This is a genomic window from Cystobacter fuscus DSM 2262 (assembly GCF_000335475.2).
GTDB classification, from domain to species: domain Bacteria; phylum Myxococcota; class Myxococcia; order Myxococcales; family Myxococcaceae; genus Cystobacter; species Cystobacter fuscus.
This window is the reverse complement of record NZ_ANAH02000011.1, coordinates 294544-319399: the sequence shown is the minus strand read 5'-3', so window position 1 is coordinate 319399 and position 24856 is coordinate 294544. Positions and strand designations below refer to the sequence as shown.

General features: G+C 70.5%; 19 protein-coding genes. 7 read left to right on the top strand and 12 right to left on the bottom strand.

From position 1 onward, the window contains the following. The first annotated feature begins 50 nt into the window (after positions 1–50). On the top strand, positions 51–1157 hold the full coding sequence (locus D187_RS21600) for an MbnP family protein (RefSeq protein WP_002622713.1): 1107 nt from the start codon (positions 51–53) through the stop codon (positions 1155–1157). Beyond that, complete coding sequence (locus D187_RS21595; RefSeq protein WP_155893491.1) at positions 1154–2248, top strand: cytochrome-c peroxidase; 1095 nt, start codon at positions 1154–1156, stop codon at positions 2246–2248. The genes D187_RS21600 and D187_RS21595 overlap by 4 nt, the downstream gene beginning before the upstream one ends. A gap of 4 nt (positions 2249–2252) precedes the next feature. Here D187_RS21595 and D187_RS21590 read toward each other — a convergent pair whose 3' ends face one another. The 8 genes from D187_RS21590 to argC all read right to left on the bottom strand — a co-directional run bounded on the left by D187_RS21590 (position 2253) and on the right by argC (position 14934). Further along, complete coding sequence (locus tag D187_RS21590; protein WP_155893490.1) at positions 2253–3386, bottom strand: methanobactin export MATE transporter MbnM; 1134 nt, start codon at positions 3384–3386, stop codon at positions 2253–2255. A gap of 21 nt (positions 3387–3407) precedes the next feature. Beyond that, a complete protein-coding gene (locus D187_RS21585) occupies positions 3408–4274 on the bottom strand; it encodes an MbnP family copper-binding protein (protein WP_043430932.1) in 867 nt (288 codons plus the stop codon). 240 nt (positions 4275–4514) lie between these two features. Continuing rightward, positions 4515–5273, bottom strand: coding sequence for a CHAP domain-containing protein (locus tag D187_RS21580; protein ID WP_043431085.1), 759 nt, complete (start codon positions 5271–5273; stop codon positions 4515–4517). Positions 5274–5326: 53 nt separating this feature from the next. Then, positions 5327–5956, bottom strand: a complete 630-nt coding sequence (locus D187_RS21575) for a hypothetical protein (protein WP_002622707.1) — start codon at positions 5954–5956, stop codon at positions 5327–5329. Positions 5957–5996: 40 nt separating this feature from the next. Further along, positions 5997–6596 carry a DJ-1/PfpI family protein gene (locus D187_RS21570; protein ID WP_002622706.1) on the bottom strand — a complete coding sequence of 200 codons (600 nt, stop codon included), beginning with the start codon at positions 6594–6596 and terminating at the stop codon, positions 5997–5999. 58 nt (positions 6597–6654) lie between these two features. Next, on the bottom strand, positions 6655–12105 hold the full coding sequence (locus tag D187_RS58815; RefSeq protein WP_155893489.1) for a ribonuclease E domain-containing protein: 5451 nt from the start codon (positions 12103–12105) through the stop codon (positions 6655–6657). 919 nt (positions 12106–13024) lie between these two features. After that, positions 13025–13873, bottom strand: coding sequence for an acetylglutamate kinase (gene argB, locus D187_RS21560; protein ID WP_043431081.1), 849 nt, complete (start codon positions 13871–13873; stop codon positions 13025–13027). Continuing rightward, positions 13870–14934: an N-acetyl-gamma-glutamyl-phosphate reductase gene (gene argC / locus D187_RS21555; protein WP_002622701.1), complete on the bottom strand. Its 1065-nt coding sequence runs from the start codon at positions 14932–14934 to the stop codon at positions 13870–13872. Before argC ends, argB begins: the two co-directional genes overlap by 4 nt. A 187-nt stretch (positions 14935–15121) precedes the next feature. Here argC and D187_RS21550 point away from each other — a divergent pair, with 187 nt between their 5' ends. Then, positions 15122–15619 carry a GNAT family N-acetyltransferase gene (locus D187_RS21550; RefSeq protein ID WP_020918185.1) on the top strand — a complete coding sequence of 166 codons (498 nt, stop codon included), beginning with the start codon at positions 15122–15124 and terminating at the stop codon, positions 15617–15619. 78 nt (positions 15620–15697) lie between these two features. Next, on the top strand, positions 15698–16396 hold the full coding sequence (locus tag D187_RS21545; RefSeq protein ID WP_002622699.1) for an endonuclease III domain-containing protein: 699 nt from the start codon (positions 15698–15700) through the stop codon (positions 16394–16396). A 4-nt stretch (positions 16397–16400) separates the two neighbouring features. Here D187_RS21545 and D187_RS21540 read toward each other — a convergent pair whose 3' ends face one another. Continuing rightward, on the bottom strand, positions 16401–17672 hold the full coding sequence (locus tag D187_RS21540; RefSeq protein WP_002622698.1) for a phospholipase D-like domain-containing protein: 1272 nt from the start codon (positions 17670–17672) through the stop codon (positions 16401–16403). 277 nt (positions 17673–17949) lie between these two features. Here D187_RS21540 and D187_RS21535 point away from each other — a divergent pair, with 277 nt between their 5' ends. After that, complete coding sequence (locus D187_RS21535; protein ID WP_002622697.1) at positions 17950–18534, top strand: GAF domain-containing protein; 585 nt, start codon at positions 17950–17952, stop codon at positions 18532–18534. A gap of 35 nt (positions 18535–18569) precedes the next feature. Here the strand turns inward: D187_RS21535 and D187_RS21530 are convergent, their stop codons facing one another. Beyond that, entirely contained in the window at positions 18570–18818 is a 249-nt protein-coding gene (locus D187_RS21530) for a hypothetical protein (RefSeq protein WP_002622696.1), read from the bottom strand. 183 nt (positions 18819–19001) lie between these two features. Between D187_RS21530 and D187_RS21525 the strand changes: the two genes are divergently transcribed. After that, entirely contained in the window at positions 19002–20822 is a 1821-nt protein-coding gene (locus D187_RS21525; protein ID WP_002622695.1) for an AMP-dependent synthetase/ligase, read from the top strand. A 3-nt stretch (positions 20823–20825) separates the two neighbouring features. On the opposite strand, the gene D187_RS21520 is transcribed toward D187_RS21525, so the two are convergent. After that, the gene (locus D187_RS21520) at positions 20826–21086 is read right to left on the bottom strand and encodes a hypothetical protein (protein WP_002622694.1); all 261 of its coding nucleotides are present in this window, start codon (positions 21084–21086) and stop codon (positions 20826–20828) included. Between the two features lie 87 nt (positions 21087–21173). Continuing rightward, positions 21174–22985, bottom strand: a complete 1812-nt coding sequence (locus D187_RS58810; RefSeq protein ID WP_081713789.1) for a M48 family metalloprotease — start codon at positions 22983–22985, stop codon at positions 21174–21176. 86 nt (positions 22986–23071) lie between these two features. On the opposite strand from D187_RS58810, the gene D187_RS21510 reads away from it, so the two are divergent. Continuing rightward, complete coding sequence (locus tag D187_RS21510; RefSeq protein WP_002622692.1) at positions 23072–24799, top strand: bifunctional metallophosphatase/5'-nucleotidase; 1728 nt, start codon at positions 23072–23074, stop codon at positions 24797–24799. The last annotated feature ends 57 nt before the right edge of the window (positions 24800–24856 follow it).

Sequence of the window (24856 nt, the reverse complement as noted above, 5' to 3'; positions counted from 1 at the left end):
GTCAACACGCCGCATTCTCGCACGTGCGGTGCAGCATGTATTCCCCCAGCATGACCTCTTTCTTGTCTTCATCCTCCAGGTACGCCCGGGCCCTGCTCGTGACGGCGATGACGGTTCTGGTGGTTCCCGCGTGCGGCGGGGACAATCCCGCCCCTCCCCTCTCCACGAGTGAGCGCCAGGAGCTGGAACAGCGGCTGGCCGGGATGCAGTCCACCATCGACGAGCTGCAGGCCCAGCTCACCCGGTACGAGCAGGACGGGGCCACGGCCCAGCAGGAAAAGGAGCAGCTGACCGCGCAGCTGGCCGACGTCCGGCAACAGCTCGCCGAGGCCCGGGAGTTGCTGGCCACCCAGGACTGGGCGGGGGTGCTCGTCAAGCTGGACGCGGCGAACGAGCAGGTGAGACAACTCCAGGCGCGGCTGGCCGCCACCCACGGCAGCCTCGAGCTGAACGCCGCGCTGTTCTTTGGCGGCCAGCCGCTCGCGCTGGATACGCCCTACAGCACACCCGAAGGGCAGATCTCCTTCACCGAGCTGCGCTACTGGCTCTCCAATGTGAAGCTCCAGAAGCAGGACGGAACACAGGTGGCACTGCCGGACAGCTACTACCTCATCGAGGCCATCAAGGAGCAGCCGGTGCTCGGCATACCGGAAACGGGCTCGGGTCCCGTCATGATGCCGGCCAACCGCCGCGAGCGCGTCCAGGTGCCCGTGGTGCCCGCGGGCAGCTACACCGGCATCAGCTTCAGCGTCGGCGTGGACCCCACCTACAATGACAACCTGAGCCGCCAGGCCGGTGAGCTGCACGTCCTCAAGAACATGGCCAACGAAACCTGGATGTGGTTCACCAGCTACATCTTCACCAAGGTGAAGGGCCAGTACGTGAGGGCCGATGGGAGCAGCGCCGAGTTCGGCTGGGAGACGGGGACCAACGACAACTTCCGCACCGTGCGCCATGCCTTTGCCTCGCCTGTCACGGTGAACGCGCAGAAGGCCCTGATCGTGAACCTGCGCCTGGACACCGCCCGGCTCTTCACCGGGCTCCACCCCCTCCACGTCCCCGAGATCGGGGCCAGCAACGGCGGGGAGCGCGCCACCCTGTCCGACAACTTCGCGAACGGCTTCTCCCTGTCGTCGGTGGAGAACCCCACCCGATGAGCCACCCCGGGCGCCGTCGCGGGAGCGCGGCATGCAAGCTGATGCTGGCCCTGCTCGGCGCCTGTGGGCCGGGTCCGGAGGCCGTGTCCCCCCCGGAGGGTAGCGGCGCTCCGGGACCCGTCCTCCCCCTGGGCATCACCTTCGTGCCAGCGCCCCAGGACAACCCGTCCATCCCCGAGGGCGTGGCCCTGGGGCGCTGGCTGTTCTACTCGCCCCTGCTGTCGGCCAACGGGCGCGTGTCATGTGCCTCCTGCCACGTCCAGTCCCATGCCTTCTCGCTCGATGCCTCGCTCGCCACGGCCGGCGTGAGTGGACGCCCGCTCATCCGTCATGCGCCCGCGCTCATCAACCTCGCCTGGATGGACGGCCTCTTCTGGGATGGCGGCTCGAAGAACCTGGAGTCGCTGTCGCTCGGGCCCCTCACCCACCCGGATGAGATGGGTCAGGGAGATCTCCAAGCGCTGATGGACCGCCTGGCCTCCACGCCCGAGGCCGTCCAACGCTTCGAGGCCGCGTTCGGACCCGGTGGGCCCACCCTCGGCCAGTTGCTGCGGGCGCTCGCCCAGTTCCAACGCACGCTGGTGTCGGCGCGCTCTCGCTACGACTCGTGGCGGCGGGGCGAGCCCGGAGGCGAGCTGAGTGCCCTGGAGCAGGCGGGCTACGGGCTCGTGCGGACGCGGTGCACGCCGTGTCACGACACGGAGCTCTTCACGGACAATGCCTATCACAACAATGGCCTGGACTCCGTCTGGGGCCAAGGGGATGACGCGACCCGGGGCCGGGGCCGCATCACGCTCGAGCCCGAGGACACGGGACGCTACAAGACGCCCACGCTGCGCAACGTGACGCGCTCGGCGCCCTACATGCACGATGGCCGCTTCGCCACGCTGGACGCGGTGTTGGAGCACTACCGCCGGGGCGTGGTGCCCTCCTCCACCCTGGACATCGCCCTGCGCGGGGATGGCCAGCGGGCGCCGGGCCTGTCCCTGAGCGACGTGGAGAAGGCCGCCCTGCTGGCTTTCCTCGACACGTTGACGGACGAGGCCTTCCTGGGTGATCCGGCGCTGGGAGACCCCAGCACCGGGCCGTGACGGCTCAGGGATGGAGGGCCGGGTCCGCGAAACGCGGATCCGTCAGGAATTCAGGGTCCGTCAGCGCCTCCAGGAAGGCGACCACATCCGCCTTCTCCTCGGGCGTCAGGGTGAAGCCTCGCACGAAGCTGCTGCGCAGTGGGCTCGTGCGGCTGGAGTCGAGCATCCGGGCCCGGCCGCCAGCGGCGTAGTGGTCCAACACCTCGGAGAGCGTGGCGATGCTCCCATCGTGCATATAGGGCGCGGTGAGCGCCACGTTGCGCAGGGACGGCGAGCGGAAGCTCCCCATGTCCTCGGGACGTCCCGTCAACTCGATGAGGCCCGGGTCCGTCGCGGGATAGGCGCCCATCCCGTCCTCGTTGTACAGGCCCGTGTTGTGGAAGGGCAGGACGGCCTCGCCGGCCCCTTCATGGGTCGCGCCGTCCTGGAAGTTGAAGCCCTGGTGGCAGTGGTTGCACTCCAGGCGCTCGGAGAAGAAGAGCTCCATGCCGCGCTTGGCCGCCGGGGACAGGGCCTTGGTGTTGCCCTCGAGGTATTGATCATACGGCGCATTGCCCGACAACAACGTCCGCTCGAAGCTCGCCAGGGCGCGCGTGAGGGAGGCCATGGACACGGGCTCGGCCTCCTCCGGGAAGGCCTCGGCGAAGCGCGCCGAGAGGTCCGCATCGGCGCGCAGGCGCGCGAGCAGCTCCTCTTCCTTGTCTCCGAAGCCCAGCTCCACGGGCTCCTTGCCAAGCAAGGGGGAGAGGACCTGGACCTCCAGGGAGGGGATGCTCGGGTTGGCCCAGGTGAAGCTCGTGGCATAGGCGATGTTGGCCAGGCCCTGGACGTTGCGGCGGTGCAGCGCTCCGGTACTGCCCAGGCCGTGCGTGCGTCCATCCGTGAAGGCACGTGCCTGTTCATGGCAGGAGGCACAGGACTGGGTGCCATTGAGCGACAGGCGCTTGTCATAGAAGAGGCGCCGGCCCAGTTGCACCTTGGCCTCCGTCATCGGATTGTCCGCGGGAACCAGGGGGGTCGGGAAACCCGCGGGCAACCGCCACTGATACTTCTCGGGCTCGGGCGCGGGGGGCGGGCGGTCACCGCACCCGCTCCCCAGACAAGCCAACGCCGACAGGAACACCCACCGCTTCGTCATGAACGGCCTCATGCTTCCCCCCTACTCCAGACGGATGAAGGTCTGCGCCGCGACGGCCTCGGACGGGTCCTGGAACGGAAGCCCCAGCCGGGTGAACACCGGCGCGCAATCCGGATCCTCCTTCTGGGACATGCACCCGATGGAGGTATTGGGCACGTTCGCGTTCGCGTCCAGGTTGGCGCCGGCGAGGAGGTTCGCCAGATCCAGGACGACCCTGCTCTGCTCCAACACGAAGCCCTCCAGGGAGATTTCCGGGCGGCTGGGGAGGGTACACCCGCCATACGGCTGACCCGGCTCCGCGGGGGGGCAGTCCATGCTCCCCAGGTGCATGACGTAGCCCGAGCGCAGACCGGTCGTCCGCCCGTCGACGCGGAGGAACACATAGCCGTAGCGCCAGCCCCAGAACAGAGTGGTGTCGTTGAAGGGCGCGGGCGCGAGGGTGGGGTTGCGGTGGTTGAGCGACTCGGGCAGGCCGAGCTTGAAGCGCAATCCGCGGTAGTTGCCCTCGGGAACCGTGCCCACCAGGTGCGTGCGGGTCGCCGCCGTCCCGTTGGTGCACTGGCCCGACTTGTCCGCGAAGTCGAGCAGGAGCGCACCGTCCTTCTGCCACACCCCATCGTCCGTGAGCGCGATGGGAACCTCCGTGCCGTCCTCCGAGACGAGCCGGACGTCATGGAGGAACACGCGGAAGTCCATGGGCTCGAAGGCGGTCGCGGTGGTGCCCAGTCCCGTGTACGTGTCCCCGCAGGCGAAGGGCCGCGCGCCCACCCGAGCCTCGAAGGAGATGTCCACCGGGAACTCCCTCTTCTCGGGTTCTTGAACTCCACACCCCAGGGAGCTGGCGAGTGGCAGGGCAATGGCAATGAGGCGCGCGGGGAATGTGTTCATGGCTGGGTACGGCTTCTACACGGACCTCCCACGTCTGCAAACGCGGCGTATTGCCGCATGGCCTGCCCTCTCACACGGCTTGTTTGCTACCAACTTGTCCTCGCATGAAGACAAAGCCCTCGAGTCCAGTTGACTGTCCATTGCCCGGACAAATCCAGACGTGTCTCTGTTGGAAACAAACAACTCGAGGAGTTGCCGAACCCGGCGCGGTGGGGGCGCCAGGGGCCACGGACGGCGGGCTCAGAGCGCCGCGGGCGAGGCGAAGCCCGCGAACAGCTCTCCTGACAGCCACGCCCGCTGGCCACGGGACGCGGGCCGCAGGATGTCGTTGAGGATGGAGCCGCCCTGCCCTCCCCGGTGGGTGCGCGGGAAGGCGAGGTTCATGTGCGAGCGGGCGATGCCCTTGCGGCCCCGGTGGATGAAGGTGAGCGTGCCGTCGGGCGCCACGCGCTCCACCACCGCGACATGGGTCAGCCCATCGTTGCGCCGGCCATCCCGGTTGCGGTCATACGTCTCGCGGAAGAAGACCAGATCCCCGGGCTGGGGAAGCGTCTCGTGGAGCGCCCCCCGCGCCCGCGCGCGGCGGTAGATGGCGGTGACGGCGTTCTCGCCCGACAGGAAGCCCTCGCTGACGAGGTCGATGCCCGCCTTCTGGTAGGCGAGCCGCACCAGGCCCGAGCAGTCATCCGGAACGCCCCGCGCCACCCGGCCCAGTCGGGGAATGCCCACCAGTTGCACCGCGCGCTCGACGATGGCGGCCGCGATCGCCTGGGCCCGCTCGGGGTCGGAGGTCACGGGCCGGGCGGGCTCTGGGGCACCGGACGCCGGGGAGGCCTCCTGTCCGGACGGGGCTTCCGGCGCGAGCGTGGCGAAGGGGACCGGAACCTCGAAGGCGCTCCCGAACGCCACCCGGGGCGGGGAGGAGTCGGGCCGGCGCACGGGCCCGGAACCGGCACACGCGGCGAGAAGACACAGGGGGGCGAGCAGCAGGCGACGCATGGGGGCGGCGACCTTACCCGCGCGCCTCTTGCCGGCACGCATTTTCTCTCCCGCTACTGCACCGGGACGGGAGCACGGAAGAGCGTCCCCGCGAGCCCCTCGAGCACGAGGCTCGGCTCGTCCCCGGGAGACACCCGCAGCGACGCGCGAGACCCGCCCTTGTTGTCCACGAGGAACAACCCGGGCGCCCCCTGCGCGTCGGCGCCGAGAATCGCCCGCGGACGCCCACTCCCATCCGCGAGCTCCAGGCGGGAAGAGCCATCGGGCAGCAGGGACACCGAGAAGAAGTCGGTCCCCCCCAGTTGCCGGAGCGCCAGCCGCGGCGCCTCGTTCGCGTACACGGTGAGCTCCGCGAGCATGACGCCCTCCGCGGTGGCGAAGCGCAGCCGGGGCGAGCCGCCACTGTCCACGCCCAGCAGCGCCCGGGGCCGGCCCTCCGCGTCATGCAGCACCAGGCCCCCCTCGCCCCCCTCCTGGGCCGAGAGGGTCATCCGGGTGAGGCCCCGCGCATCGCGCAGGGTCAGCCGCGAGGCCACCAGTTCCCCTCCCCCGGCGGGCTCCACCGGGCGCCAGGCCGCCACGCCCAGCCCGAGCACTCCGAACCCGAGCGCCGCGAAGCTCACGAGGCGTGAGCGGTGGGCGCGGCGCTCCAACTGTTCCACACGCGAGTCCAGGCTCTCCATGGCGAACCCAACCCGGTCCGCCGCCGGACATTCCCCAGGCTCAGGACTGCGTCCAGAAGTCCGCGGGAGGCGCCACCCCGTGCTTGAACAGCTCGTACCACTGCTTGCGGTAGCTCTCGCTGCCCAGCTTCAGGTAGTCGGCGATCTCCCGGGCGAACTCGAGGGCGCCGATGCCGGAGGCGGTGATGAGGTTGCCATCCGTCACGGCCAGACTCTGGACGTACAGCGATTCGCCCCGGTAGGCGGGAGCCTCCTGCTTCAAGACGCCAAGGTCGTTGCTGGTATGCCGGCGCTGGTCGAGCAGCCCCTGCCGGCCGAGCGCCACGGTGGCCGCGCAGATCGCCGCGACCATCTTGCCCTGCGCGAGAAGATCCTGGGCGAACGCCAGGACGGGCTGGTTGGCCGAGTCGTCCATCCAGAAGTCGCCTCCCGGGAGGATCAACCCGTCGATGTCCGCCGGGTACACATTGCGCAGGCGCGTCTGGGCCACGACCCCCAACCCTCCCGCGCTGGTCACGGACGCCCCGTTCTCGGACACCACGCGGACTCCTATCCCCCTCTCCCGCAGCAGGGGGAGGATGTAGGCCGCCTCCCAATCCGCGAATCCATCCTGCACATAAAAGACGAGCGTCTTCGGCATGTGAACTTCCTCCAGGTTCGCCGGGCCCGGCCATGGGAAGACCGGAGCCCGGCGCGCGTCACCCCTCCCAGGTGTCCATCAACGCGCGCACCCGAGCATACCGCTCCAGCAGTTCGGCGCGCTTGGCGGTGAAGAGAACCATGAATCCCACCACCCCCACGCCGAGCAGGGACAGGAAGGCGGCGCCCATCCGGTGGTCACGCATGCCCGAACGTGCCAGGTTGGCGACCACACACGTCACCAGGAAGGCGCTGCCCAGGTAGACATAGGAGCGGATGCGCAGCGCCACCCCCACCCCCACCCCCACCACGCACAGCAGGACACACAGCAGCATGGCCCGGCTGTCCTGGAACATGAGCGGCTTCCAGGCCCCCGCCACGTAGACGAAGGTGATGGCGAACGCTCGCAGCTTCGCCCGGGTGTCCGGCTCGAGCGCGTCCCGGAAGACCCGCAGCAACACCAGCAGGGAGAGCCCCACGGGGATGGCGTAGTACTGCGGCTCCCCCGCCCCCGTGCCCAGCCACATCAGCAGCAGCGCCGCGTTGAAGGCCGCCGCCGAGACGAGCGAGCCCATCCCGCGCTGCGAGGGGTGCGCGGCCAGCGCGGCGAAGTGGGCCGCGTAGCCCACCAGCAGGGCGGCCACGTACAGGGGCTGGTGCCACGGCGCGGTGAGCAGACCCGCCAGGGGGAAGAGGAAGGCACCCCACAGCGCCGGCCGGCGGAAGGCGGGCAGCCCCGCCCCCTCGCGCTGAGCGAAGACATAGAGGCCGGAGAAGACGACGCCACCCCCCAGCGCCACGAGACTGTCCGTCCCCCCCAGCTCCGAGGCCAGCGCGTGCAGCCGCACCGACAGGTAGCCGAGCGACAGGGCCCCCTGCGCCAGGAACGCGGAGCCCTCGTCCTCCTCGCGCACCGCGCGGCGCACCAGGGCGAAGAAGAGCACCGTCAGCCCACCACAGGCCAGGAGCGACTCGCGCAGCGCGCCCATGGAGCCCGGCACCAGCACCAGCGAGCCGAGCACTTCCACCAGGGCCACCATCGCGAAGCCATGTCCCACGCCGCGGCGCACGCGCTCGCCCGCCAGTTGGAGCGCCACCGCGGCCAGCAGCGCGCTGAGCGCCCCGAAGACCGGGAGGATGAGCACCGGGCCGCGTCCGGTGGACAGGACCGCGCCCACGTGGGCCATCAGCGCGTGCACGGCCACCAGCGTGGCGACCCAACCCACCACCTCCCGCTCCCGGCGCCGGTACACCACCGCCCACGCCGAGCCCAGGCCCGCCACGAAGCACGCCGCCGTTCCCGGATGCCGCAAGTCCCTCAGGCCAAACACCGCGAGGAGCGACAGCACCCACCCCGCGTGGTGCAGCGCCGCCCCCACGTCCAGCTCGCGCTCGTCCAGCCACGTGCCCACCATGCACAGCACGAGCCCCGTGCCACTCAACACCGCGGGCGACCAGGGCGGCGGCACCGCCGCGACGAGCACTCCGGCCAGGAGCGCGACGGCCATATTCGCCATCACCCGCTCGCGCGTCACCATCAGCACCAGCGCGGTGAGGCCCGCGAGCAGCGCCCCGCCCGGAGACAGTCCGCCAGGGCCCTCCCCAAGCAGGTGTCGCAGCAGGGGCACCGTCAGGGCGAAGGCCCCCGCGGTCCACAGGGGCTCACTCCAGGTGGAGCCCAGCCCCGGGGATAGGCGCGCGGCCCCGCGCATCAGGGCGCGCTGCACGCTTCCCAACTGGCACAGGGCCGACAGGATCGCCGCGCCCAGCGCCACCCCGGTGAAGGCCAGCTCCGCCCCGGGATGCCAGCGCGCCACGGGGTGCTCGGGCGTCCCGCCCAACGAGGCGCACGCGAGCGCGAGCACGGACAGGGTGAGCATCCATCCCCGCGACAGGAGGAAGGCCCCCACGCCCAGGACACCCGCCAGCACGAGAATGGCCCCCGGCGTGGGCGCGCCGAGCACCAGCGTCCCCACCGCGAGCACGAGCGCCCCCACCACCGACAGGGGCCGCAGCACCTCGTCCGGGGGAGCACGCAGGAAGGCCCCCAGCTTCACCGGCGCATGGTGCGTGAGCAGGCCCAGCGCGAGCAGCAGGACGATTCCCACCGGGTGCAGCGGGACACAGCCCAGCAACAGGCCCACGCCCAACCCCACGCGCACCGAGGGCCTCGGTCCGGGCAGCAGCACGAGCGAGGCCACGAGGGTGGCGAACACGGCGGGCGGTGCCCCCCACGCGAACAGCACCGCCACCGCCACCGCCGTCAGCGCCACCTGCATGCCGAGGGAGAGCCGCCGTACCGGCGCCTCCTCCATGCGTCCGAGCAGGAGCTGGCGGGCGCCAGGCAGGTGCTCCGCGGCGCGCACCACGCCGAGCGCGACCACCGGCAGCGCGGCCGCCCAGGCCAGGAGCTCGCGCGAGACGAGGGCGAACAGGAGAACGAATGCCGGCGCGAGCGCCGCGAAGAGGGGCTCGCGATTGGCGCGTGTCCAGACGAGCGGAAGCAGCGCCGTGCCCGCGAGCACGAAGGGGACCACCGCGCCATGACAGGCCACGCACGCGAGGACCAGGAAGGGCATGGCGCACAGGCTGGCCATGAGCGCGAAGCGCCGCCCTCCCGCCAGGTACCGGAAGGCCGCGCGATGCGACTCCAAGAGGCCCAGGGCGCTGAGCAGCACCGCTAGGCCCAGCGCGACGGGAGCACGGAAGGAGGCCATCACGTAGAGCAGCGGCCACAACGACGCCATGGCGAGGGCGAAGGACGGGTGTAGCGAGCGCGCGGTGAACAGGGCCGAGAGCGCCACGAGCACCACGTCTACACCAGTCCATGGGCCACCCCGCGACATGGCGGCGAGCACCGGGAAGACAATGGACAGCAGGCCCGCGAGGACGGTGCTCGGCACGGTGCTCGCGCCCCGGCCCTGGCGCGCGGCGATCACCGAGGCGCCCAGTGACCAGGGAACGAAGAGGCACAGCGACAAGGTCGGCGTCATCCAGGGCCACGCCTGGAACGAGCCCACCCGGGGCAGGAGCGCGAAGCCCGCGAGGAGCACCGCGAGCGGACGCACCCAGGTCAGCACCCGCGAGGCCACGCCCACCGCGGCGGCCGACAGGAGGATGATGACGCCGAACCAGGGCACGCCCAGGGCCAGACCCCAGCCGAACGCCAGGACGGCATGGGCGACGCCCGACGCGCCGAGCAGCCGCGCCCTGCCCCCGCGCTCGCCCAGGAAGGCGAGACCCAACGCCGACACGGAGAGCGCCAGGGGCACCCACTCGCTTCCCACCAGACTGGCGAGCTTGGGCACCACGGCCGCGGCGGCGAAGGCCGCGACGGCGAACAGGTAGGGATTGGCGAGGGTCCACGCCACCAGGAGCATCGCGGCGCCGCTGAGCGCCAGGCCCACCACTGCTCCCCCGTGCGCTCCCGCCTGGAGCGCGTCCACGAAGCCCGACAGCGCGAGCCAGCCCGCCGCGGCGTTATAGACGTGCCGGGCGCGCGGCGCGCAGACGAGCGGCAGGGCCGCGAACACGAGCGCTCCTGCTCCGCACACCATCGAGGCCCCGGAAGCACCCCAGAGACCAAACGCGGAGCCCGACAGGAAGACGCTGAGCGCGGCGCCGACGATGGACAGGTACAGGCGCTCGAGGCGTTCACCCGCGGCCACGCACAGCACCATCAGCGCCAGCGTGCTCCAGAAGACGAGACGGAACTCCAGGGACATGCAGCCCAGGAGCACCAGCAGGGGGCTGGCGATGGCGGTGGAGCGCAGCAGCACCTCGGCGCTCGCCGCGTCCCGCTCCGAGGAGGTCCGCGCGGCACGGGACGACAGCCAGCCCGCGAGCAGGGTGCCCGCGAGAATGAAGGGCAGGGCCGTGACGGTGCGCAGGGACCAGGGCCAGTCGAAGTGGGCGCGAAGGGCGCCAGGCAGCACCTGGTCCGCGGAGGTGTAAACAAGGTAGGCGCCCGCGTAGGTGGGGTAGAGCCAGCGCACGCGGAGCAGCGAGCCCCGGGACAGCTCGAACACCGTCCAGGTGGAGATGGCCGCGGTGAGGAAGAAGGCCGGAGCCGAGCCCGTGGCCGCGAGCACGAGGCAGCCCACCTGGAGGGAGGCGACGCCCACGGAGAGCGAATCCGCGGCCTCCTCGGGCGGCAACGGGCGGAAGCGCGGACAGGTGGCGAGGAGGACGGCGAGCAAGGGCGCGTAGCTGCCCAGGGAGGGGGGAGTGCCGCCGGCGGCGAGCGCCACGTGCAGGCGCACCGCGTAGAGCAGCAACAGGTAGGAAGGCGCCGCCAGGGTGAAGGCGAGGGCCCGGCTCGTGCGAGGCGCGGGGAGGGGCTGGCGCGCGAGGAGGGCGAAGAGGACGCAGGGCAGCAGATCGAACCAGACGGCGGAGGTGCCCAGCCGCGCGGCGAGCGGCGCGAGTCCCATCATCCACGTGGTGCCGACGAGCGCCCCCTGGAGGAGGGGACGCGAGGGCACATCGAAGGACTCGGCGGGCTTGCGCACGAGCAGGGCGGCCGCCACGGACCAGCCCACGAGCAGGGGGAGCAGGAGGTAGAGCGGAATGCCGTCGAGGCTGAGGCTGTCGAGCGGCCCCAGGGCGAGGCCGGCGAGGGGACCGACCGCGGCGCCGATGAGGCCGAGGATGCGGCCGGCGCTGGCCAGGGCCTCCCGGCGGGCGAGCAACGCGCCACAGATGGAGAAGGCGGCGGAGTAGCCCGCGGTCATGCCGAAGACGACGAGGGAGCGCGAGACGGAGGTGAGCCCGGCCCAGCTATCGAAGGCGAGGTAGAGCGAGCCGGCGACGATGAGGAAGGCGCCGATGAACCAACCGATGCTCTCGTAGAGGAAGGGCCGCCAGACGGTGTCCCAGGTGGAGACCTCCTCCACCAGGCGCGCGGTGGGGGAGCGGCGGACGGGAGCGTCGAAGAGGGGCTCGGTGACCACGGGAGGAAGGGGAGCCACCTCCTCTTCTTCCTCTTCCTCCTCCTCGGGCTTGGAGAAGAACGTCTCCGGCTCGGGCTTGGAGAAGGACATCTTCGGCGCGGGCGACGCCTCCGCTGGAGAGGCCTGCATCGCGGCGAGGAGCGGGTTCTCCTGGGTCTCCTCGGAGACGCCCAAGGAAGGCGGAGGTGGCGCGATGGGCGGAACGAGGGCCTCGGCGGAGAGTGCTACCTGCTGTGGAGCCTCGATAGAGGCGGGCACCACGACCGGAGCAGCGGTCTCGACAGGGGCCCCTTCGACGGGAGCGGGCACGGCGACCGGAGCAGTCTCCGCGAGCACGAGGTCGAGGATGCGGACCTGACGCTCGTAGCGCTGGGTGAGGTAGTTGCGCGTCCCCTTGGGCACCGAGGAGGTGTCCCAGTGGGGCAGCTCATCGAGGAGGAAACGGATGTGGGCAAGCTCTTGCTCCAGCGCTTCGCGGGAGCGTGCGGTCATCGGCTTGCCGCATGCCGCGCAGAGCTGGCCACCCAGGCGCTCCTGCCGACAGGACGGACAGTACATGGTGGGACGTCCTCGAAGATGGGCGCCCGGGCGGCACCGCATCATGCGGTGGGGCGGGCTGGGCGAGCAGCCTACCGCACCCACCTCCCCGGACGCATGGACGCTCCCTCCTCATGCTGAAAAGCGACCTCCAGGCTCCATGATCGCCCGGCTTCGAATATGGAAGAGAACTTGGGAATGACCGCGCTCCAACTCCCTGCCTTCCTTCATGGCCCACTCGCCGCCATCGAAAACGCGGCGAAGGCGGAGGGGCGCCGTTGCGCGGAACAATATCAGGCCGACGGTACCTTCCCTCCGCCCATGGAAATGAGGGCGGTCGCGCCCAACGATCTGGTCTTCACGCACAATGTCGCCGACATCCGTGATGAGCACCCAGCCTGGCGGCTGTACATGGCGTCAGAAGTGGTCATGAGCCTGTGCGACACGACGAATGACCGCCATCTCGGAGACATCTACGAAGCGGCTTTTCGCCAGACAGCCTGGGGCGCTCTTCACTTCGCCCTTTCTGGAAACGCACCGGAGAGCGCGGCACGCACAGCGCGACGGCTCCAAGCCGTACTCGGCTTCTGGGACTCACTCCAACATGGAAGATACATCCACCAGAGGCTGAACACCTTCTTGACCCTGGAGGAACTGCTCGCCTCCGCCTGTGGATGGGCCATGGATGCATGGTGCCCCGAGGGAGCAAATTCCACTCATAGAAGTCGTAACCAATCCCGCCGCCTGGCGCGAGCACCTCATCGCACTGGACGAAGCGGCATTCGAGCGCATCTCGGGAGTGCGCCCGGCGGAAGTCCTGCGGAGTATGTATCAGTGGGATCGGCAACTCGGTGCCCATTAGGAGCATCCGCGACCAACCCAGAACCGCACGCCCGTGCCCCCTCGTATCTCCACGAGGAGCACGGGCGCTCACCTTCCCTCAACCGCGCAGGAAGGCCGTCCCCTGGCTCCCGGGCCGCTCGGCCTCGTGCAGGAGCGCCTCCGCGGGCGAGATGCCCACGATATGGATGGCCTCGATGCCCTCCTCGAGCATCTCCAGGCTCTCCTCCACCTTGGGAATCATGCCGCCCTGGATGACGCCGGAGGCGATCTTCTCGCGCGCCTGGGCCGGCGTGAGCGTGGGCAGCCGGGTGGACGGGTCATCCTTGTTGGCGAGCACCCCGGGCACGTTGGACACGAGGAAGAGCTTGGCCGCTCCGAGCTTCGCGGCCACGCGCGTGGCCACCGTGTCCGCGTTGATGTTGAAGGGCTGCCCCCGGGCATCTCCCCCGAGCGAGCCGAGCACCGGAACGAAGCCCGCGTCGGACACGCGCCGGAAGGCGTCCGCGTCCACTCCCACCACGTCTCCCACGAGCCCCAGATCCACCGGCTCGGGACCCGCGCCGCTCATGACCTTGGGCGGCCGACGCTCGGCGGTGATGAGCCCGGCGGACATGCCCGTGGTGCACAGCGCCGGCACCCCGGCGAGCCGGAAGGCACTCGCCACGTCCACCGACACCTGACCCGCCAGCGACATCTTCATCACCTCGAGCGTGGCCTCGTCCGTGTAGCGCCGCCCGGCCACCATCCTCGGCTGCAACCCGAGCTTCTTCTGCAGCTCGGTGGCCTGCGGCCCGCCTCCATGGATGACGGCCACGCGGATGCCCGCGTCGAGGAAGGCCCGCACCGCGGCCCCCACGCTCGCGGCGAGCCTCGGCCGGTCCTGCGCCAGCTCGCCGCCAATCTTCACCACGAACCACCGCCCACGAAAGTCCTTCAATCCGCTCACGGCCACAGCCCCGGCTCGGCGAGCGTGAGGCGCTCGTCGAAGCCCATCATGATGTTGAAGCTCTGGATGGACTGGCCCGCCCCGCCCTTCACCAGGTTGTCCAGCGCGGAGAAGCACACCACACGGCGCGTGGCGCCCGTCACCGGGCCCAGCGTGAAGCCCACCTCCACGTAGTTGCTGCCCGACACGCCGATGACCTCGGGCTGACGGCCCCCGCTGATGACGCGGATGAAGGGCTCGCTCCCGTAGGCGCTCTTCCACGCCGCGGTGAGCTGCTCCTGGGTGGTGGAGGCCGGCACCTCGGCGAAGGACGTGGCGAAGATGCCGCGCGGCAGCGGCGCCGACACCGGCACGAACTCCAGCGACGTCTCCGGGTGGGCCCCCGCGATGCGCAGGGACTGGAGGATCTCCGGGATGTGCTGGTGCTCCAGCGGCTTGTAGGTGCGCAGGTTCGACGCGCGCAGCGGATGGTGGGTGGTGATTTGCGGGTTGGCGCCGCTGCCCGACGAGCCCGTGGCCGCCACCGTGTGGATGGGGCCGGAGAGCAGGCCCGCGCGCGCCAGCGGCATCAGCCCGAGCGCGATGGTGGTGGCGAAGCACCCGGGGCTCGCGATGTAGCGCGCCTTGCGGATGGCCTCGCGGTTGAGCTCCGGCATGCCGTAGGTGAAGGCCCCGTCGGAGAGCATCTGCGGCGCCGGGTGCTCCACGCCGTAGTACTTCGCGTAGGCGGCCGCGTCGCGCAGGCGGAAGTCGCCCGACAGGTCCACGATGCGCACGCCCGAGTTGATGATGTCGAGCACCACCTTCGCGGTGGTCTTGTGGGGCATGGCCAGGAAGGCCACGTCCGCGCCAGCCACGGCCTGGGCGGCGGGCATCTCCTGGAAGGTGAGCTCGGTGAGCCCGGCGAGGTTGAAGTGGACGTCGCCCACCTTCTTGCCGACGTTGTCCACCGAGGTGATGCGCACCACCTCCACGTGCGGGTGGAAGAGGAGCCGACGGAGGATCTCGGATCCCCCGTAGCCGGTCCCTCCGATAAGGACTGCCTTGACCTTGTTGGCCATGTGCGATGTCTCCGCGTTGGACTTCCCCGCCGGTTGTATAGGGGCGCGCTGCCCGGGAAATCCACCTCGCCGCGCTGACGCGATGGGCCACGCCGCGCCCCCCTTCCACGAGCAGGCGGCCAGGGAACACTCCAGCGGCGCGGGAACGCTGGCCTCTGAACAAAGGTCGTGGAACGGTAACGGCACCATGAGCACACAGTGGAGAACACGTCCCATCGAGCCCCGCGACGACGCCCAGATGGCCTCGGTCATCCGCGAGGTCATGCCCGAGTTCGGCGCCGACGGTCCGGGCTTCGCCCTCCACGACCCGGAAGTCGACGGCATGAGCGCGGCCTACGCGGTGCCGGGGCGGGCCTATTGGGTGGTGGTGGACGAGGCGGATCGGGTGATGGGCGGCGGAGGAATCGCCCCCCTGGACGGAGACGTGCCGGGCGTCTGTGAGCTGCGCAAGATGTACTTCCGCCCCCAGCTCCGGGGACGCGGCGTGGGCGAGCAGTTGCTGCGCCAGTGCCTGGCCTTCGCCCGGCAAGCAGGCTACCAGACGTGCTACCTGGAGACCCTCTCGGGCATGACCCAGGCCCAGAAGCTCTACCAGCGCCTGGGCTTCCAACCCCTGTCCAAGCCCATGGGGGCCACGGGCCACTTCGGGTGCGATCGCTGGTATGCGCTCGACCTGCGCGGGTGAGCCGCACGACCGCCCGGGTCACCTCTTCCACTCGACGTCTGGCGTCACCATCTTCCCTGGGGAAAGGGAAGGTGGCGCATGGAACAACCGAGCCCTGGCTCCTCACCGGGCACGCACAAGCAACCCTTCGACCTCGAGTCCGTGCTGGAGCGGGTGCGCGAGGCCATCCAGGGCCACGCGGCCGCCGCCATGTTCGAGCTGGCCGAGCGCGGCCACACGAGCCTCTTCGAGCAGCTCGTGGCCTGCATCCTGTCCATCCGCACGCGTGACGAGGTGTCCCTGCCCGTCGCGCTGCGCCTGCTGTCCACGGCCCGCACGCCCGAGGCGATGCGGCGGCTGGGAACCGAACGCCTCCAGGCCCTCATCCGTCCGGTGACGTTCCCGGAGCCCAAGGCCCGGACGATCCACGACATCGCGGTGCGCGCGGTGGAGGAGTTCGTGGGAGCGCTGCCAGCGGACGTGGAGGTCCTCCAGTCCTTCAAGGGCGTGGGACCCAAGTGCGCGCACCTGGCCCTGGGCATCGCCGGGGGCCAGACGTACATCAGCGTGGACGTGCACGTGCACCGGGTCACCAACCGCTGGGGCTACGTGCACACGCGCACGCCCGAGCAGACCCTCGCCGCGCTGGAGGCGAAGCTGCCCCGGGCCCACTGGGTGGAGCTCAACCGGCTGCTCGTTCCCTTCGGCAAGCACGTGTGCACCGGGGTCCGGCCCCGGTGCTCCACCTGCCCCGTGCTGTCCATGTGCCAGCAGGTGGGGGTGAGCACCCACCGGTGAGCCGTCAGCGATCCGCGGCGAGCAGTTGCGTCACCCGCCGCGCGAAGCGCCGCCACGGGTTGGTGCGGCCCCGCCGCTGGAGGGTGATCTCCTCCGCGCACTTCATGTCCTGCTCCCAGGCTTCTTCCAGGTGGGACGCCAGGCGCCGGTCCGCCACCACGAGCGAGCCCTCGCGCATGCGGTGCAGCGACAGGGCATCCATGTTCGTCGAGCCCACCACGCTCAACCAGTCGTCCGCGAGCACCGTCTTGGAGTGCAGCATGGAGGGCTGGTACTCCCAGATGCGGATGCCTCCCTCGAGCAGCTTCTCGTAGGTGGCGCGCTGCGAGGCGCGGACGATGCGCCAGTCATGCACCGGCCCCGCCGCGAGCACGCGCACGTCCACCCCCTGCTTCCGCTTCTCCAGGAGCTGATCGAGGATGGCATTGGGCGGCGTGAAATAGGCATTGGAGATCCACAGCCGCTCACGCGCGGCGGCGAAGACCATGCGCAGCATGCGCTCGGCGTCGGAAATGCCAGACACGCCCGCGCTCTCCACGAACGCCGCGTGCGCGTCCCCGCCCCACGGGACTCTCGGAAAGCAGCTCTCCGGCAGGAGCGCCCCGCCGCACTCCTGCCACGAGCGCGCGAACGCCAGCTGCATCTCGCGCACCGTGGGCCCCTCCACGCGCACGTTGGTGTCGCGCCACTCCTCGGGGCACTGGCCATCTCCCTGCCAGGACTTCCAGATGCCAAAGCCCCCCGTGAACCCCACCTTCCCGTCCACGATGACGAGCTTGTGGTGGGTGCGCCCGAAGAGCCGGCCCAGCCACCGGCCCGACAGCGGCCGGAAGTAGTGCACCTCCACGCCCCCCTCGCGCAGGCGCTGCTCCACCCGCGGATTGAAGTCGTGCTCGCCGTTCACTTCCTCGCTGCCCACCGGATCCACGATGACCCGGCACGCCACCCCCGCCCGCGCCCGCTCGCACAGCGCCTCGACAATCCGATCCGACGGCTCACTCGGCCGCCAGATGAAGACGAGGATGTGCACCGACTCCTTCGCCTGGCGGATGGTCTCGCAGATCTGATCGAAGATGACGCCGTTCTTCACCAGCTCCACGCCGTGCCCCGGCTCCAGCCGCAGGCGCGTTGACTGATAGAGCGCATGGTTGAAGGCCTCGAACCCCGGGGGCAACACCACCGGCCCCCGCATCTCGTGCAGTTCGTTGCCCGTGTCGGGCGCTTCCCAGCGCTCTGAAGGGGAGGCCGCGACAGATGATGAGGTGTCCAGTTCCATGGCCGGGTGAAGCTATGAACGTCTCCCCAGCCCGGAAGCCCACCCCGCCGCTCTTCCGATGGGCAAGTGTGCGAGCAGGCACGACATGAGGTCCGCACCCCCCGTCTCCGTACCTCCTCCGAGCGTGAACATTTTCGCGGCTAGCTTGAATTTCACGGTATCATTGACAAACCGGGTGATTTGATTGTTCAATGGGAGCGTGGTTGTTCGCCAGGGGCGGCACTCCAAACGGTTGGAGGCGAGGACCCGGCGTTCTTCAGCTGGAGTGGGGACAGCGATGTCGATCGAAGCGTTCGCCAAGGTGACCGAGGCAGCGAAGTTGCTGGTGGATCAGGGCTTCTCGGGCCCGGCGGTGGAATCGGCCATCGAGATGGTGGGCCGTGCACTCGGGGTGGAGCGGGCGCTGGTGTACGAGAACAGCACCGCGACGATGCCGGGCAAGCGCCTGTCGCCCCTGCGCCACGCGTGGGCCGCGGGCTCCATCACCCCGCTGATGCAGACCTTCCCGCTGCGCGATCAGATGGCCGGCTGGGTGGAGATCCTCTCGCGCGGCCAGCCCGTCTGGGAGCTGGTGCGCAACATCCAGGGGCCGCTGCTGGTGAACCTGGAGGCCCAGGGCGTGCAGTCGGTGCTGCTGTGCCCCATCAACGTGGGCACCGTGAATGGCCGCTGGTGGGGCGTGCTGCGCCTGGATGACTGCCAGAAGGAGCGCCGCTGGTCCTCCGACGAGGTGAGCGCGGTGAAGACCCTGGCCCGCTCGCTGTCCAACGCGCTGCGCGCGGACCTGCGGCGCGAGGAGCTGGCGCGCACCCGCCAGGAGCTGCAGACGATGATGACCCGCTGCGCGACGGGCACCCGCTAAAGCCCTCGGCTCCCCCTGGGGGCCGCCGTGAAGGCTCAGCGGCGATCGCGCCGCAGATCCGCGAGCACCTGACGCAGATACCAGGCCTCGGACTTGCCGGGATGGCGCTCCTGGAGGCCCGCCAGATGCCGCGCGAGCGACTTCTCCGCCTCGTCTCGGGGCAGGCGCACGCGGAGGAAGTACTGGGTGCGCAGATGGCCGACCTCGTTGCCCGCCAGCATCCAATAGAGCACGCCAAGGCACAGCACCGCGCCGACGACGAGGATGATGAGTTCCCTGTCCACGCGCTGAAGCTAACGCGAGTCTCCCTCCCACCCCACCTCAAAGTCCTTGGCGCCGCGATGACTGGCGCTCATCCACCCCGTGTCCCGTGCGAATCCCGGACGGGGCTCGCGTGCCTTCCAGCCCCCCGTGGGGCCTCGTTATCGGTCCCGGTTTGACGCGGAGCGTAGTACTTTCCGCCGCTCATGAGCGATAACGCGCAAATCAAGGAAATCGTGGGTAAGGGGCAGGTCGCGCTCGCGCCCGAGGCGCATCTGCTCCAGCCACTGTTGGAGCACGCCCGCCTGCGTCCGGACCGGGTGTTGTTCTCGCGCCGGGTGGGTGATCGGTTCGAGCCCATCACCGCCGCGGAGGCGGTGCGCACGGTGCGCGGGCTGGCGCGGGGGCTCATCGCCCTGGGCGTGGAGCCGGGCCAGCGCGTGGCGTTGATGTCGAAGACGCGCGTGGAGTGGCCGCTGATCGACTACGCCATCCTCGCCACCGGCGCCACCACGGTGCCCATCTACGAGACGTCCTCCGCGGAGCAGGTGGAGTGGATCCTCCACGACAGCGGAGCGGTGGCGGCCTTCTTCGAGACGGACGCCCTACACGCCCACCAGCGCGCGTGCGCGGAGCGGCTGCCGGACTGCCGTCACACCTTCGTGATCGAGAAGGGAGCGCTCGAGGAGCTGCGGCAGCGCGGCGAGGGCGTGGAGGAGGCACGGTTGGAGGAGCGGCTGTCGCGGTTGCGCGCGGAGCACCTGGCCACCCTCATCTACACCTCGGGCACCACCGGGCGGCCCCGGGGCTGCGAGCTGACGCACGGCAACCTGCGCGCCAACGTCCTGCAGGTGATGGAGCATGCCCGGGACGTCATCACCGAGCGGGATCGCACGCTCTTGTTCCTGCCCCTGGCGCACGCGCTGGCGAAGATCTTGTTCCTGGCCTCCGTGGAGAAGGGCCTGCCGGTGGCCTTCGCCACCAGCCCCGGCAAGCTCGTGGAGGAGCTGTCGCTGGTGAAGCCCACGTGGTTCGGCACGGTGCCGCGCGTGCTGGAGAAGGTGTTCCAGACGGCGCGGCAGAAGGCCGAGCAGTCCGGAAAGGCGCGCGTGTTCGACCTCGCCACGGACGCGGCCGTGCGCTACTCGCGCGAGAGCGTCGGCGGCGGGGCCTCGCTCCTCACCCGGCTCCAGCACGGCGTGTTCGACCGGCTCGTGTACCGCACCCTGCGGGGGATTCTCGGCGGCCAGCTGCGCTTCATCGTGTCGGGAGGAGGACCGCTGCCCGAGCGGTTGAACCACTTCTACCGGGGCGTGGGCGTGCAGGTGCTCGAGGGCTACGGCATGACCGAGACGAGCCCCGTGCTCACGCTCAACGCGCCCCAGGCCGCCCGGCCCGGCACCGTGGGGCAGCCCGTGCCCGGCACCACCGTGCGCATCGCGGAGGATGGGGAGATCGTCGTCAAGGGCCCGCAGGTGTTCCGGGGCTACTTCCAGAACGAGGAGGCCACGCGGCGCACCGTCAACCCGGACGGGTGGTTGCAGACGGGAGATCTGGGGAGCCTGGATGCCCAGGGCTTCCTGCGCATCACCGGCCGCAAGAAGGAGATCCTCGTCACCGCGGCGGGCAAGAACGTGGCGCCCGGCCCCCTGGAGGATCGCATCCGGGAGAATCCGCTCGTCAGCCAGGCCATGGTGGTGGGCGAGGGCAAGCCCTTCGTCGCCGCGCTCGTCACGCTCGACGCCGGCGCGTTCAAGCAGTGGGCGAAGAAGAACGGCAAGGAGGGCCAGACGGTGGAGGCGCTCGCGGAGGACCCCACGCTGCGCGCCGAGGTGGAGGGCGCCATCGAGGCCGCCAACCGCTCGGTGTCGCGCGCGGAGTCCATCCGCAAGTTCGTCATCCTCCCCCAGGACTTCACCCTGGAGCGCAACGAGTTGACGCCCACCCTCAAGGTGCGCCGCCACGTCGTCAGCCAGAACTACGCCCAGGTGATTGAAGCCCTGTACGCCAAGGGCGGCGGCGAGTGACGTCTACGCGATGATGCCCGGAACACCCGGGGGCTGCTTGTTCGGATCCGGCGGCTCGTGGATGCCGGGTGGTTTGATCTCCGGCTCGGGCGTGCGGCCCGGCTCGGTCACGGGCGGCTCGCGCCGGGGTGGCTCGATCTCCGGCGTCTGGGGCCTGGGCGGTTCGATCTCCGGCGGAGGCTGCACGGGCTCCTCACGCGGAGCCTTCCTGGGCTCCGGCTCCTTCACCGGGGCGCCCGGCGTGGTCGGCGGCTTCTCTGGCATGTACCCCTCCTCGAGAAACCAAGCTGCGCATTCCCCCCCGCGCTGGGAACGAGACGAGGGGAACGAGCGCCCGTCCGCCCGCCCGCTTCAGGCGTTGCTGCGCTGGATGAGCCGCGCGTACTCGAGCGAGGGCACCTCGAGCGTGATGAGGTCCGAGGCCTGCTCGTAGCGGCGGACCTTGAAGGCCTTGTGCGGCTGGAGCGCGTGCGTCTGGCAGACGGGCACCTCGATGGTGATGTCGCCGTGGTCGCTCAGCATGCCGCCCACGTGGAAGCGCGTCTGCACGTGGCGGCAGAGGTCGCCCCCACAGACGGCGCAGCACTGCGGCAGACCCAGGCGCGAGAAGGGAGCGCACACCGTCACCGCGTCCCCCGCGTGCTCCACCTTCACCGGCACCAGGGGCGCCAGGGCCCCCTCGCGCTCCTCCTCCCGGACGCTCCACGCGGCGTCCCGGGCCACCGCGAGCCGCGCGCACAGACCCTCCACCGCCTCGACGCCGAGCCGTCCCTCCAGCACGCCCTCCACCAGGGCCGTGGGGTCCACCGGCTCCCCCTCGCGCTCCAGCCGCAGGGGCTCTCCGGGCGAGGTCCTCCACACCATGCCGTGCTGGGCGAGGATGCTCGCCAGGTACGCGCTCGCCGCGTGGCTCACCACCTCGAGCACCCGCTCGTCACGATCCGGCGCCCGGTAGCCCACCAACCGCGGCTGGATGGCCTCGGCGAAGGGCCCCCACGCGGCCGCGTCCTGGAGCAGCTCCACCACCCGCGCCAGGCAGAAGCCCGGCACCCGGACCTGCACCCGGCTCGCCGTCTCGTTCCACAACACGCTCCAGCGCGCGCCCGCCTCCGTCCACGACATGAGCTCCACCGCGTGCGGCCACTGCCGCTGGGTGAAGCAGCGCTCCAGGGCCTCCACGTTCGACAGGAGCGAGGACGCGGGCGTCTCGTCCACGGGCTCGTCCGGCAGCTCGAACCGCTCGGCGAACGCGACGCGCTCGTCCAGGCTCGGGTGCGAGTCATAGGGGCACGGGGCACGCTCGGACGCCGCGGCCGTCAACTCCCCCAGGCCCTCGCGCCAGGCGGCGCTCGCCAGGTAGCGCCGGTAGCCCTCGAAGAGGTTGTCGGGCACCACGCCCCGGTCGGCCAGGGGCCACACCTCCTGTTCGAGGAAGCGGCGGTAGCCCGCCGCGTGCAGCGCCTCCCAGCGCAGCCCCGACACATGCGCCTGTTTGCCGGCGATGCGCACGCTCCAGCCATCCGCCACCAACTCCTGCTCCCGGCTGAGCGCCTGGGTGAGGCGCAGGAACGTCCCGCACATCCACGCGAGGGGCCAGCGCAGCAGCGCGTGCTCGTCCCGCCCGAACAGCGCCAGGGAGCGCGCCATCGCCTGGCGCGTGGCGCACAGCAGCCCCATCAGCCGCATGTCCCCTCCCTGGAAGTGACCGAGCTCGTGCGCCACCGCCGCGCGCAACTGCGACACGTTGTCCACCGCGAACAGCCCCATGCCCAGACACATCACCCGCCGGCCACCGAGCCCCAGCACCCCGCCCACCTGAGACACGTAGGCGTTGACGTCGGCGATGAGGTACAGGTCCTCGGGCATGCGCGCCTCCATGCGCCGGGCCACGTCGCGAATCATCGCGAACAGCCGCGGGTGCTCGGCCTCGGTGAGCAACAGCCCCGGAGGCTCGAAGTGCTCGAGCCGCGGCACCAGGCTCCAGAGGAGCGCGCCCCCAGCCGCCACGCACAGCACGGTGAGCAACGTGTGCAGGCGAGGGCCCACTTGCAGCACATAGGGCAGGGAGAGCAGCCCCAACGCGAGCCCGCTCATGCCCACGTAGAACAGCAGCAGCAGTCCCACGGCGAGCAAGCCGCGACCTGTGGACGAACGGATTCGCATGGCTTTGTCCTCCCCGGGCTCCAGTCTACAACGGAGGAACAGGAGACGTGCGAACCCGCTCCGGGTATGCACGAGAAGCCAGACTCATGCGCCACATGCTCCCCCGTCCACGCCCCCGTCCCCTCACGTCATGCGCGGCCCTGCTCGCCTCGCTCCTCTGCGCTTGTGCCCACCCGCCTGGAGGACAGCCCTCCGCCACGCGGGCGGCGAGTACCCCCGCGGGGAAGACCGTGCTCGCACGCATCCTCGCCATCAATGACTTTCATGGAAACCTCGCGCCGCCCACGGGCTCGGCGGGAGAGGTGCGCACCGGCCGGCTCCTGGAGGGCAAGCCGGAGCGGGTGGCGGCCGGAGGCGCGGCGTGGCTCGCCGCGCATCTGTCGCGCTTGCGCGCGGCGCCCTCGGCGGCGCCCCCCGTGGTGGTGTCCGCGGGAGATCTCATCGGCGCCAGCCCGCTGCTCTCCGCCCTGTTCCACGACGAGCCCACCATCGAGGCGATGAACCTCATGGGGCTCACGCTGCACGGCGTGGGCAATCACGAGTTCGACGAGGGCACCGCCGAGCTGCTGCGCATGCGCAACGGAGGCTGTCACCCGGTGGAGGGTTGCCAGGGCCGCGAGCCCTTCGCGGGCGCGCGCTTCGAGTTCCTCGCGGCCAACGTGGTCGACGCCAAGGACGCCCCGCTCTTTCCCGCCTACGCGCTGCGGGAGTTCGAGGGCGTGAAGGTGGCCTTCATCGGCATGACGCTCCAGGGCACGCCGGAGATCGTCAACGCCGCCAGCATCCAGGGGCTGCGCTTCCTCGACGAGGCGGACACCGTCAACGCGCTCGTGCCCGAGCTGAGGAAGCAGGGCGTGCGGGCCATCGTCGTGCTGGTGCACGAGGGGGGCGTGCAGAAGGGCCCCGGCGCCTCCCCTGACGGGTGCGAGGGGCTCTCCGGCCCCATCGTGGACATCGTCCACCGGATGGATCCCGAGGTGGACGCCGTCCTCAGTGCCCACACCCACCAGGCCTACAACTGCGTGCTCGACGGCAAGCGCGTCACCAGCGCGTCGTCCTACGGACGGCTCATCACCCACCTGGAGCTCGTGCTGGACGCGGCGAGCGGCGACGTGGTGGACAGCCGCGCGCACAACGTCATCACCACCCGCGAGGGAGCGGGAGACCCCGAGGTGGGGGCGCTGGTGGAGCGCTATGAGCGGTTGAGCGCCCCCATGCGCGAGCGCATGCTCGGGCGGGTGGAGCAGACGCTGCGCGGACCGGATGCGCGGCAGTGGCCCTCGGGAGAGTCCCCGCTGGGCAACCTGCTCGCGGACGCGCTGCTCGCGGCGACGCGGGAGGCGGGCGCGCAGCTGGCGTTCATGAACCCGGGAGGCATCCGCGGTGAGCTCGCCGCGGGCGACGTCACCTATGGCGAGGCCTTCACCGTGCAACCCTTCGGCGACTCCCTGGTGACGCTCACGCTCACCGGCGAGCAGCTGCGACGGCTGCTGGAGGAGCAATGGGTGGGCGACCACGTGCGCATCCTCCACCCCTCGCGCGGCTTCTCCTATACGTGGAAGGACTCGGCGCCCGTGGGCCAGAAGGTGGACCCGGCCAGCCTCCGGCTCCACGGCGTCCCCATCGATCCGGCGGGGCACTACCGCGTCACGGTGGGCAGCTTCCTGGCGGGGGGCGGAGACAGCTTCCGCGTCTTCCTCCAGGGCACCGCGCGCAAGGGGGGACCCTCGGACCTGGAAGCCTTGGAGTCCTGGCTCAAGGCACAATCTCCACTTTCCGCGCCAGAGACAAACCGCATTACCCGGGTTCCCTAGTCCACTGGCCAACACCCCTGTCGAAAAAGGATGACACTTGCCACATCCGCCCCGAGC